The following is a 12095-nucleotide window of genomic DNA, read 5'->3' on the forward strand; positions in this document are numbered from 1 at the left end:
CACGGATGTCATCCGCACGGGCACACGGCGGCCCCTCCACCGGCTGCTGCTCGGACGGGAAGGGCGGCCCGCCGGTGCGACACGATCAGTGACCCACACCCTCCCGCCGGCGACAAGACCGCCCTCATCGCGGACACCCGAATGGGCTAACGGGCCGGGGTGGCCGTTCCCACAGGACTGGCTGCCACACGGCGGGGGCTGCTTCGAGGGCAGACCCGGACTGTTCGTCCTTCCCACAAGGATCGACGCGAACCCGAGGCTGGCTTGGGGGTGCCCGGCGCCGGCCATCCGGTGCCGTGTCACGTCACGGTCACGGTGCCGCTGCCGGTGGAAGCCGCGTAGTTGCCGTCGCCGCTGTAGGCGGTGTCGATCGTGTGCGCGCCTTTGTTGAGACGGGGATAGGCAACGGACGCCGTACCCGAGACGAGGGTGACGGTCTGTGGCTTCTCTCCGCTGACCGCGACGGTCACCGTGCCGGTGGGCACTCCGGCTCCGGGTGCCGTGGGCGCGACGGTCACCGTCACGGTGACCGGCTGGGTGTGGGTGGCGGGGTTGGGTGAGGCGGACACGGTCGTGGTGGTGGCCGCCTGCCCGACCGCCTGCGTGGTCGTGCCGGTGGACCCCGTGTAGTTGGTGTCGCCGTTGTACGCGGCCGTGTTCGTGAAGGGGCTGCCCGTGACGCTGGTGTACGCGTGGGTGACGGTGGCGGTCGAGCCGGTGAGCGCGGCGGTGACGGGGGACGTGCCGTCTCCGAAGCTGAAGGTCACGTTGCCGCTGGGAGTCCCCGCCCCCGGCGCGACGGCGGAGACGGTGGCGCTGACGGTGACCGGCTGGCCTGTCACCGCCGGACTTGGACCGCTGGTGACGGCGGTGGTCGTGGAGGTCTGGGCGACCGTCTGGGTGGTCGTGGCATTGGAGGCCGTGAAGTCGCCCGTCCCGTTGTAGGTCGCGGTGACGATGTACGGGCTGCCGGCCCGGGTCGTGTACGTGTGACCGGCGGTGGCGGTGCCAGCGTTGAGCGCTGTGGTGACGGTCGCTCCGTCGCCGAACGAGAAGGTGACCGTTCCGGTGGGGGTGCCGGCCCCGGGGGACAGGGTCGTGACCGTCGCGGAGGCGGTGACGGCCTGGCCTACGCGCGAGGGGCTGCTGGACGTGCTCACCGCGGTGCTGGTCAGAGCCGGGTTCACGGTTTGTGTGACGCTCCCGGAGGACGGAGCGCGGTCGCTGTCGCCGCTGTATGCCGCAGTGACCGTGCAGGGGCCGCCTGCGGCCGAGGCGTAGACGTGGCTGGTGGTGGCTGTCCCCGCGGTCAGGGGAGCGGTGACGGACGGGCTGCCGTCGCCGAAGGCGAATGTCACGGTGCCGGTCGGGGCGCCGGCTCCGGGCGGGTTGGAGGCCACCACCGCCGTGAGCGTCACGGGCTGGCCGGACACCGACGGTTTCGGCGAGGAGACGACCGTGGTGGTCGTGGCGGTCCTGACCACCGTCTGTGTCGTGGTGCCGCTGGAGGAGCTGAAGTCGCTCGCGCCGTTGTAGGTCGCTGTGACGGTGTACGGGCTGCCCGATGTGGTGGTGTACGTGTGGATGAGGGTCGCGATCCCGGCGTTCAGAGCGGCGGTGACGGACGGGCTGCCGTCGCCGAAGGCGAATGTCACGGTGCCGGTCGGGGCGCCGGCCCCGGGGGGTGCTGTCACGACCGTCGCGGTGAGCGTCACGGGCTGGCCGGACACCGAGGGGCTCGGCGAGGAGACGACCGCGGTGGTCGTGCCGGCGGGGTTCACCGTCTGTGTGGTGGTGCCGATGGAGGAGCTGAAATCGGCGTCACCGGAGTAGACGGCGGTCACCTCGTAGGCGGTGCCGGACACCGAGGTGTAGGCGTGGGTGGTGGTGGCGGTGCCGTCGGCGCTCAGGGCGACGGTGGAGGAAGTGCCGTCGCGGAAGAAGAAGGTGACGCTCCCGGTAGGGGTGCCGGCGGCCGGAGGAACGGGTGTGACGGTGGCGGTGAAGACGACCGGCTGACCCGTGACCGAGGGGTTGGGTCCGGAGGTGACCGTGACGGAGGTCTGCGAGACGCTCGCGGAGACCACGTGGTCCACGGCCGGTGAGGTGGAGGGGGCGAAGTCCTGGTCACCGGCGTAGACGGCCTTGATGGCGAAGGGGCTGCCTGCCGTGCCGGTGAAGGTGTGACTGACGGTGGCGATGTGATTGACGACAGGTGCCGTTACGTCCGGTGTTCCGTCGTCGAACGTGAAGGTGACCGTTCCGGTGGGGCTGCCCACTCCCGGGGCCGCGGCGACCACCCGTGCGAGCAGGGTGACCGGTTGGCCCACGGCAGACGGATCGGGCGAGGAGGTCAGGGTGGTCTCCGTGCCCGCCCGCGCCACGCTGTGGAACGTGGAACCGGACGACCCGGTGAAGTCGATGTCGCCGCCGTAGGCGGCGGTGACGGTGTACGGACTGGAGGAGGTCGTGGCGTAGGAGTGGGGGAGGGTGGCGACGCCGGCGACGAGCGGTGAGGTGACGGGGGCCGTGCCGTCGCCGAAGTCGAACGTCACCGTGCCGGTGGGTGTCCCGCCTGCCGGAGCGGTGGGTGTCACGGTCGCGGTGACCGTCACGTCCTGTCCGGTCACGGACGGATCGGGTGAGGTGCTGATCGTCGTCACGGAGGCGCCCCGGTCGACGGTGTGGCTCGCCCCACCGCTGGATCCGGTGAAGTCGGGGTCGCCGCCGTAGGTGGCGATGACGGCGTACGGGCTGGCGGACGCGGTGGTGTAGGTGTGGGTGGCGGTGGCGGTCCCGGCAATGACCGGGACGCCGACGGACCGGGTGCCGTCGCCGAAGTCGAAGGTGACGGTGCCGCTCGGGTCGCCGCTTCCCGGTGGCACCGGGTACACCGAGGCGGTGACGGTGATCTGCTGGCCGGTGACCGACGCCGCGGGCGACTGACTCACCGTGGTGGTGGTGAGTGCCTGCCGCACGGTCTGCACGGCGGTGCCGCTGCAGCCTGTGAAGTCCGGGTCGCCGCCGTAGCTTGCGGTGACGGTGCGGCCGTCGGAAGCGGATGTGTAGGCGTGCTGGACGGTGGCCGTCCCCGCGACGAGCGCGGCCATGACGGGCGGGGTGCCGTCCCCGAAGTCGAAGCGCACCGGCCCGCTCGCGGTGCCGGTGCCGGCCGACGGCGCGACGGTCGCCGTGAAGGTCACCGGCTGCCCCACCACCGAGGGCTGGGGCGCCCCGGTCACTGACATGGTGGTCGAGGCACGGCCCACCGTCTGGGTGGCGCCGCCACTGGACGGGGCGAAGTCGGCGTTCCCGCTGTATGCGGCGGTGACCGGGTAGGGGCTGCCCACGGTGCCGCGGTAGGTGTGAACGGTGACCGCGGTGCCGCCGACGAGGGTGACCGTGTCGGGGGCGGTGCCGTCACCGAAGTCGACGGTGACGGTGCCCTCCGGCGCCCCGGACCCGGGCGGCCGGGCCCCCACGGCGACGGTCACGGTGACCTGCCGGCCTGCTGTGGAGGGGTTCGGGGCGGTGGCGACCGTGGTGGTCGTGGCGCTCTTCGCCACGGTCTGTGCGGCTGTGCCGCTGGAGCCGCCGAAGTCGCTGCCGCCGCCGTAGGTGGCCGTGACGGTGTAGGGGCTGCCCGAGGTGCTCGTGTAGGTGTGCGCGGTGGTGGCGATTCCCGCGATGAGGGGAACGGTGACCGGGTCACTGCCGTCCCCGAAGGTGAACGTGACGGTGCCGCTCGGGACGCCTGCCCCCGGGGAGAGCGGAGCCACGGTCGCTGTGATGGGCACGGCCTGGCCGGACACCGAGGGGGTCGCTCCGAGGGCGACGCTCGTCGTGGTGGTGGCCGGCTGCACTTGCTGTGCCGTGCCGCCGCTGGAACCGGCATGGGCGGTGTCACCGTTGTAGGTGGCGGTGACGGTGTAGGGGCTGCCCGATGTGGCGGTGTAGGCGTGGGCGACGGTGGCCTTGCCTGCGGTGACGGGAACGGTCAGGGGCGGCGTCGCGTCTCCGAACGCGAAGGTGACGGTGCCGGTCGGCGTACCCGCTCCGGGGGCCACGGTGGCGACGGTCGCGGTCACGGTCACGGTTTGACCCGTGACCGAGGGGCTCGCCTGAGCGGTGACGGAGGTGGTGGTGGCCGCCTTGCCCACCGTCTGCGTGGTGGTGCCGCTGGAGGAGCTGAAGTCGGCGTCGCCGCTGTAGACGGCCAGCGCGGTGTAGGGACTGCCCGTGACGTCGGTGTAGGCGTGGGTGGTGGTGGCGGTTCCGTCCGCGTCCAGGGCGACGGTGAAGGAAGTGCCGTCGCGGAAGAGGAAGCTGACGCTTCCGGTGGGAGTGCCCGCGGCCGGAGGCACCGGGGTGACTTCGGCGGTGAACGTCACCGCTTCGCCGCTCACCGAGGGGTCGGGCGCAGAGGTGAGCATGGTGGAGGTCTCGGAGATGTCGGCCGCGACCACATGCTCGTCGGGTGGTGAGGCGGAGGCGGCGAAGTCCGCGTCGCCCCGATAGGTGGCCGTGATGACATACGGACTGCCCGCGGTGCTCGTGAAGGTGTGGGCAGCCGTCGCCACGTGGTCGGCCAGGGACGCGGTGACGGGCGGAGTCCCGTCGCCGAAGGTGAAGGTGACCGTTCCGGTGGGGTTGCCCGCTCCTGGTGCCGCGGCGTCCACGTGCGCGATGATTGTCACGGACTGTCCGACCGCCGACGGGTCCGGCACCGAGGTCATGGTGGTGACCGTCGCCGCCCGCGCCACGCGGTGGGACGTCGACCCGGCGGACGGGGCGAAGCCGGTGTCGCCGCTGTAGGAGGCGCTGATCAGATAGGGGCTGCCGGAGGTGGCGGGGTAGCGGTGGACGCAGGCCGCCGTGCCGTCCACCACGGGTACCGGGACGGGGGCGGATCCGTCCCCGAAGTCGAAGGTGACCGTGCCGCCGGGGGTGCCGGCGCCGGTGGCCTCGGGTGTCACGGTGGCCGTGACGGTCGTCTCCTGCCCGGTCACGGAGGGATCCGGTGAGGACGTCACCGTCGTGCCCGTGGCGATGGTGTAGACGAAGGCGCCCACCGCCGTGGCGGTGCCGGAAGGGCTCGTCACGGTCACGTCCGCAGGGCCCGGGGCTCCCGGGGGGACTACTGCGACGATCAGGGCGTCGGAGTTGGGCCTGAAGGAGCGCACGGGAGTGCCCCCGACGGAGACAGCCGTGACGCTGCCCAGTCCGGACCCCGCGATGAGGAGCACCGTACCGCCGGATGTCACTCCCGAGGCGGGGTAGACACCGGAGATCGTCGGTGAGACGTCGTACGTGTAGGCCATGGGGTTGCTCACACCGCCGGCCGTGGTGACGGTGACCGCGACCGTGCCGGGAGCCGCCGACGGCGGTGCCACCACAGTGACCTGCTGACCGGAGGCTGACACCGGAGTGACCACCACCGAACCGAAGCGGACGGAGGTGGCCGTACCGAGGTTGCTCCCGGTCAGGGTGACCGTGTTGCCGCCGCCGAGCGGACCGCTGCCGGGCCGGGCGCTCTTCAGGCCGGGCTGCGGCTGGTAGAAGAACTGCCCGAGCGTCGCAGTGCCGCCAGGCGTGATCACCGTGACCGGAACGACTCCGCTGCCGGCAGGTGTGACCGCGACGATCGTCCGGTCGTCCAGCACGCTGAAGCCGGCCGCGCTGCGAGAACCGAAGCGGACTGCGGTGGTCCCGCCGAAGCCGTGACCGGTGAGCGTCACCCGTGTCCCGCCACTGGAAGGGCCCTGACTCGGGGTGACACCCCCGGATACGCCCGGTTCGGGCAGACCGCTCAGGGCCTCGGCGGGCCGCGGGCGTCGGGAGACCGGCTCCGGAAGGACGCCGGGACGGGGGACGGGGGGCATCGCTATCACCTCGGCTCGGGGACGGCATGCCCTGACCGGCTCGCGCCGGTTCACATGGGGGAGCTCCCGTCACCTCGGTGCTGCCGGACACGACCTGGCAGGCCGGTGGGACTGCTCCTCCCGGGAGGGGTGGGCAGCCACTGGACGGGGTCCCTCCACTAACCCAGCCATCCGCCGCAAGGACAAGGGAATTCACCCGAGCAGCGGAGCGCACGGGGTTGCCGGCCGGCGTGGCACCGGCGCGGAACGCAGGGACTCGCCCAGCTCGAGCCGAGGCAGCGACAGGTTGACCGCCGGACCGAGGGCGCGGTGCACCTGAAGCTCCTCGGTCCGTCGGCGCGGCGGTGAGCGCGCACCGCGCCGCTACGCCGGTCTGCTCCGTTCGGGTGATGGCGATTGACGGGGTCTTGTCCCTCATATGGCCGTGTGGGTCACTGGGACCGTGAATCGGCGGGCTGCCCATCCCGAGCCGAGGAAGGCGGGAGTGGACGGGCAGCGTCAGCCGTACCTCGTTGTGGAGAGAGACGTCCCGGCGGTCCGAGTCGCGCGCTGGCACGCAGATCTGCTCCCCCCCATTTCGGCAGTTCCGGTACCGGCCGTTTCCCCGGCGCCTTGTCCCAGCACGTCGCCGTCCCCGCGCTTTCGACGGTCTCCGGATCGTTCGGGTGGGACCACCCCCGCCGGTTCGCCGCAAGGTCCATCAACAACGAGGAGCATTCTCATGCCCATCTCTCCCAACCAGGGCTCGACCGGCGGTGGAACGCTGGTCACCATCACGGGAACGAACCTGGCGAACACCAGCAAGGTGATGTTCGGCAACAAGCCGGCCACGAACGTCACACAGGTCTCCCCGACCCAGGTCACCGCCGTCTCCCCGTCAGGAACCGGCACGGTCGGTGTCACCGTGACCACACCGGGCGGGACCAGTAACCCGGTGCCGTTCTTCTACGTGGGCGCACCGTTCAAGTCCGCCCTGGGCACTGTGTCCGGCCCATTGGCCGGCGGCAACACCATCACCATCAGCGGTACCGGGCTGTCGACGGCCACCAGCGTCTCCTTCGGAGGCGTGACGGCCACCCCCACTGTGAACTCCGACAGTTCCCTCAGCGTCACCGTTCCCGCCGGAGCAGGAGCGGGCCCCGTCCCGGTGACCGTCACCACCGCCGGTGGCAGTAACAACGGCCTGACCTACACCTATGTCGACGCGCCCACGATCGGGAGCCTCACTCCGACGTCCGGACCCACCTCTGGCGGTACCGCCGTGACGATCACCGGCACCAACCTTGACACGACCGATTCGGTCACCTTCGGCGGTACCCCGGCACCGTTCGCGGTGATCAACTCCACGACACTGTCGGCGGTCACCCCGCCCGGTACGGCGGGAGCCGCCGATGTGGTGGTGACCAACCCGGCCGGATCGGACACCGATGTCGGTGCCTTCACCTACGTCGCCAGCCCCGGTATCTGACCTCGCCGCGATCAGGTGATGGATCCCGTCAGGGTGCCACCCCTTTGTCCCGGACGGGATCCGTCACCATCGGCTCGGGTATGCATCCGGGCCGACGGGCGCGCCGAAAGGGCCGTCCGGCCCCCTTCGCCGCCGCGTCCCCTCGGGCCCTTCTCCGGCCAGGGTGGGACGCGTTGCCCTCGCCCGGGGCCGTCGGCGGGTTGAAGGATGAAGCGTGACTGCCCACCGGGTGAAGGACGGGGTGACGCATGAACTCGAAGGATGGTTTCCGTGAACTCGGTCGTCATGAGTGCCTGCGCCTGCTGGCGACGGCTCCTATCGGCCGTATCGTCACCACGCGCCACGCACTGCCCGCGGTCGTTCCGGTCAACTTCGGCCTGGACGCCGACGGATCGGTGCTCCTGCGCACCTCGGTGGCCTCCGAGCCGGCCCGCGCGATCGACGGAGTGGTCGTCGCCTTCGAAGCGGACACGGCCGACCCGGACACGCACTCCGGCTGGAGCGTCGTGATGACCGGCCGTGCCGAGATCGTGACGGATCCGAGCGAAGTGACACGCCTGGAGCGGGTCGCTCCGCGCTCCCGGGCTCTTTCACCCGATGAGGTCCTCGTGCGCATCGCGCCGGAACTGGTCACCGGGCGTGCACTCGTCGACGGCCGCACGATGTACGGCCTGCCCCTCTCCACCTGACCGCCGGGCACCGGCCGCGGCTTGGCCCGAAGGGCCCAACGGTGACAGGCCGGACGGCTTGGCGACCGGTCCCGCAGCCCCTGCCCCGGGGCCGGGGCACGCGAGGAGCATCATCAGCGGAGCCGCCCACGGAACCGTCCGTGTGCGGTGTCGCGAACGATGCGGAGGCAGTGACGACTGTGGCAACCCGTCCAGACGTGGACGCACCCGCCGATGCCTGGCGTGGATTCGCCGGCCGGCGCTGGCGCGAGCGGATCGACGTACGCGACGTCATCCAGGCCAATTACACACCGTACGAGGGCGGTCCGGAGTTCCGGCGGCTGTTCGGCGCCACGCTCCCCGGGCTGCCGGGCCGTCACCGTGGTCTGGCCCCGCTCTGGCAGCCCCGCCAGTCCACCAACCGGCCCGCGGGGCTCGGACCTTGTACGCCTCGGGGAAAGCTGACGCGGCCCCGACGCCAGAGCGCGGAATCGGGGGCCGCGGACTGCACCGGCCCGACGTGGGGCGTCCAGACCAACGCGCGTCACCGGCTCAACACCAACCCGGACCGCAAGGTCACGCGCGTACGGGGGAAACAGCCCGGTGGCGCGCGGGCGGCGATGGGCGTAGACGGAAGGTATGGACGGCTCGCAGCGGGCCCGCGCGATGTGCCACGAGGCGCTGACCCCAGGGGCGGCGCCGCGACGGCTCGACCGCGTGTTCCTCGGTGCCTTGCCGCGGATGTAGTCGGGCAGGTGTCGCACGGAGCCGTCGACGGCGCGTTTGACGTAGGGCTGACCGTTGACGGCGGGGAGGGGTGCGAAGCAGCGGCCATGGGACCTGGGAAGTTCCTACTCTTGCTTCCCCCGGCGGTCAGGCGAGGGCGTTGCGCAGGTAGGTGGGCAGTACCTGGCAAATTGCTGGATCCGCGACCCAGCAGGTGTCGGCTAGTTGCCCGGCAGTGATAACGGACTGGTAGCCGTTGTCGGTGCGGACGACGACGCGGAACGTTTCGTCCCGGGTGGACCGTCCGGCAAGGTACGCCGCGAGAACAGTCCGGCCCACCTCGGTGGGGTCGGCAGCGGTGATCGCACGGCCGAAGCCTTTGCAGATCAACACGCCACTGAACGGTTCATGCAGCAGGATTTCCCACCGCACGCAGCAGGACATGTCTTCGCCGTACACGACCGTGATCATGCCCTCACATGCCTGCCCCCTCTCGCTACCTGTGAGTACTGGCCGGAAAGCATGCCCCCTGCGCCCGATGACTCCTCTAGCGCGCGCGGGCGGTGCACCGATGGAGTAGGGGCGAACCGGTCAGCACGCGATTTCGTCGTGGTCGGAGTGCTGACATCCCCGTCGGCTTGCTTGGCTGACCCTTCCCTCGCACGCAACCGCACACGGCCCCCCCCGCCCCCCTACCAGGAGGAACTGAGGCCGTCGGCATGGGTGCGGGAGGGTGAGGGCGGTGCACGAGGAGGAGAGCGGGGAGACCGGTGGGACCTGGGACGGCCTCGACCGCCGCGGCAAGGTACTCGTCTCCATGGCAATGACCGGGATCGGCCTGTTCTCGGCGGCTGCCGTCGGCGTGCTGCTGGCCGTGGTGGCGATGACCGTGACGGCGTTCCCCGGGGCCGCCGAGGTGGACGGCGTCGGCGCACTGCTATGGGCCGTGCTGCTGGTGGTCCCGAGCGCCCTGCTCGTCTCGGCCCTGCTGACCCCCGTCCGCCTGCTGCTGCGCGGTCTGCTCCCGGCGCGATCGCTGCGCTACATGCTGGGCTGGTGCGGCACCTTCCTCACCGCCGGGCTGGTCACGGCCACCGCCCCAGGCCTACGCTGCCACTCCCTGTGGCCGCTGCTGTGCGTGGCGACGCTGGACGCGTTGCTGGAGGCCCTCCTGGAGGCGCGTAGCCAAGGACCGGCGGCGGCCCCGCTCTCCTCGGGGATGGCAGGCCCGTACGCGCGTCGGGTGCGCTCAGTGCCAGCTGGGGGGGTGCGGAAGCCGGGCTCGCGCTCCAGGCGGCGCCGGCCCGCCTTCGCGCGGCCGCGGTGGACCTGGGCCGTGGGCTCGACCTTGAACGCGAACGCATGCCCGTAGCCGACGAGTTGTGTCGGCAGTACGAGCACCTCCTCGATGTGCTCATCGGCGGTGATGGGAACGCCGACAGCGATACGCCCGACGAGCGGAGCATGGACCACCCTGGGGTCGGGTGCGGTGCGCTCCGGGCCCATATCGGCGCCGAAGCCGACCTTGACGCTCGCGGTTGCGGTGGGGACGTAGACGCGAGGCGGCTTCGGGTCCTGGCGCAAATGCCCTTCTTCCCTGACCGGTTCGCTCTCGGATCGCGACGTCGAAGGCCCCGTCACTGTGATCCGACTGCGCCTCCTTGCCCTCCATGGCGTGCAGAGTACGGCGGGTGCGGGGGCCACGCGGTCAATCGCCACCATGGCCGCTGCCGTGACGCCGCTCTGGACCGCGACCACCATCGGAGGGATGGTCCCAAGGCGGCTCGGCACACCGAGGCAGAGCCGAACTGGTTCCCTTGCCTGCAGGGGTGTGCCGACGATCAACTGGATCGATGAAGGCGCCCACTCCGCACTGTTGGACCACTTGCTGGAACGGCCGGACAGACCATGCCGGCCAGCGCTGTGTCCTCGGACCACACACATCCGTTGGTCCACCAAGTGGCTGCGTCCGCACTGTCAGCGATGTTCGACAGAGATGGTGCCTCCTCCCCCCGCGCGCCTGTTGGCGGCCTCGGCCTCCTGCAAGGTCGTGTATTCGCGGGACACGCCGTTGGGTAGCGTCAGTCGGTAGACGGTGACGTTCGAGCGGGGGGTGCCCCCACAGTTGCATGGCACTGCGCTCTCCTTCGCTGAGGGCCCCGGAGCGGGACAACTTCGATCAGGACGGTTGCTGCCTCCGCTCCAGGGCAAAGGGCCCGCTGCGGGGCGGATATGAAGACGGGCGGCTTCCGGTAGCCCTCGGTCGGCGCAAAGGATGCTGAGATCATGTGACGGCATGTCGATGCGCGAGGTTCCACATGCGCGCCCGGATGGCTGCGGCTCTATCCGACAGTCCAGTCGATCGAGGAAATTCCCTAGGCTCTCGACTTATACACACGAGCGCGGGATAGTAATATTACGTGAAAAGTCCACGCTGGAGTGTGCGGGAACGTATAAGTCAGTCCACGTGGCTGGACGCTAGGCCGGTGATGTAGGAAAGGGTGAGAGCCGTGGCACCTATCTTGAAGGCCAGGGTATCGCCGGCCATGAACGCTGTGGGCGTGACCGCTGCGGCCACCCAGATGCTGGCACACCAACCGCAGGACACCAGATAGGCGGCTCTAGAGTCGTCACCGAAGCGATCTGCGGTCCAGACACGAAATCCCGCGGCCAGGGTGTCCTTGGTGATGAATCGCGTTATGCGACACGTGGCACCCAGGGAGATGAGGAACACGGCTACGTTCATGCTGGCATCGTACGGACAATCCACCGTACGAGAAGGTCCCGCACGTAGCAATGACGTTGCCGGAAATTGAATCGCCAGCGGCTGCACTCCTCTGCGTGCGCCGGTGAATTCGAGCAGCGTGTGCGTCGCTACTGTACCCCCGGGGCGTGCTCATCGGCGCTCCGGGCGCCCTTTCCGACTTAATGGGCTTCGCTGTGTCACCGGCGCATCGGAATGCTGAATCACTGCCGATGAAACAGGTCGCTGGCCCGCTCGCCGCGGCGCCGGCACGGCCAGGACCTGCCGTGCCTCCCGGAGTAGGAAATTCTCGCCGCGGGGCCCGCATGCCAGGGGCAACCACAAGTCGCCTGGCCATGACCAGCCTGGCAGCGCCCGGCGGTGAGTTCGATGGGTGTGAGCGTCCGGGCGCAAGGCGGTGGTACAGCACGAGCGTACGCAGCGCTTGCCCAATTTTTGCTGACGGCTGACGTGCCGATACCTCATGCGGAAGACAGCCCGTACGCGGCCTGCACACGCCTCCTCCCATGGGCCCGTACGGGCATTTGGGAGGTTACGTCGTCTTCGAACGCTCGCGCCGGAGCACATTGTTGACATATGCAGAGCGC

Annotated in this window: 6 protein-coding genes; 3 read left to right on the forward strand and 3 right to left on the reverse strand. The window is 70.4% G+C overall.

What is annotated here, in order from left to right:
* Positions 1 to 299 precede the first annotated feature (299 nt).
* On the reverse strand, positions 300 to 5882 hold the full coding sequence (locus tag ACIBA9_RS30315; RefSeq protein ID WP_399367980.1) for an Ig-like domain repeat protein: 5583 nt from the start codon (positions 5880 to 5882) through the stop codon (positions 300 to 302).
* A 721-nt stretch (positions 5883 to 6603) separates the two neighbouring features.
* Between ACIBA9_RS30315 and ACIBA9_RS30320 the strand changes: the two genes are divergently transcribed.
* Both ACIBA9_RS30320 and ACIBA9_RS30325 read left to right on the forward strand, forming a co-directional pair.
* On the forward strand, positions 6604 to 7350 hold the full coding sequence (locus tag ACIBA9_RS30320) for an IPT/TIG domain-containing protein (RefSeq protein ID WP_399367982.1): 747 nt from the start codon (positions 6604 to 6606) through the stop codon (positions 7348 to 7350).
* Positions 7351 to 7598: 248 nt separating this feature from the next.
* Positions 7599 to 8039 carry a pyridoxamine 5'-phosphate oxidase family protein gene (locus tag ACIBA9_RS30325; protein ID WP_399367984.1) on the forward strand — a complete coding sequence of 147 codons (441 nt, stop codon included), beginning with the start codon at positions 7599 to 7601 and terminating at the stop codon, positions 8037 to 8039.
* Between the two features lie 852 nt (positions 8040 to 8891).
* Here ACIBA9_RS30325 and ACIBA9_RS30330 read toward each other — a convergent pair.
* The gene (locus ACIBA9_RS30330; protein ID WP_399367986.1) at positions 8892 to 9215 is read right to left on the reverse strand and encodes a hypothetical protein; all 324 of its coding nucleotides are present in this window, start codon (positions 9213 to 9215) and stop codon (positions 8892 to 8894) included.
* Between the two features lie 271 nt (positions 9216 to 9486).
* Between ACIBA9_RS30330 and ACIBA9_RS30335 the strand changes: the two genes are divergently transcribed.
* Positions 9487 to 10116: a hypothetical protein gene (locus ACIBA9_RS30335; RefSeq protein WP_399367988.1), complete on the forward strand. Its 630-nt coding sequence runs from the start codon at positions 9487 to 9489 to the stop codon at positions 10114 to 10116.
* 1086 nt (positions 10117 to 11202) lie between these two features.
* Here ACIBA9_RS30335 and ACIBA9_RS30340 read toward each other — a convergent pair.
* Entirely contained in the window at positions 11203 to 11490 is a 288-nt protein-coding gene (locus tag ACIBA9_RS30340; RefSeq protein ID WP_399367990.1) for a hypothetical protein, read from the reverse strand.
* Between the last annotated feature and the right edge of the window lie 605 nt (positions 11491 to 12095).

Origin of the sequence: Streptomyces sp. NPDC051452, assembly GCF_044454765.1 — a bacterium.
In the GTDB taxonomy this organism is placed as follows: Bacteria; Actinomycetota; Actinomycetes; order Streptomycetales; family Streptomycetaceae; genus Streptomyces.

Excerpts from the sequence above, each read along its gene's own strand:
- ACIBA9_RS30315 (WP_399367980.1), bottom strand. The coding sequence starts at position 5,882 with ATGCCCCCCGTCCCCCGTCCCGGCGTCCTTCCGGAGCCGGTCTCCCGA.
- ACIBA9_RS30320 (WP_399367982.1), top strand. The coding sequence starts at position 6,604 with ATGCCCATCTCTCCCAACCAGGGCTCGACCGGCGGTGGAACGCTGGTC.
- ACIBA9_RS30325 (WP_399367984.1), top strand. The coding sequence starts at position 7,599 with ATGAACTCGAAGGATGGTTTCCGTGAACTCGGTCGTCATGAGTGCCTG.
- ACIBA9_RS30330 (WP_399367986.1), bottom strand. The coding sequence starts at position 9,215 with ATGATCACGGTCGTGTACGGCGAAGACATGTCCTGCTGCGTGCGGTGG.
- ACIBA9_RS30340 (WP_399367990.1), bottom strand. The coding sequence starts at position 11,490 with ATGAACGTAGCCGTGTTCCTCATCTCCCTGGGTGCCACGTGTCGCATA.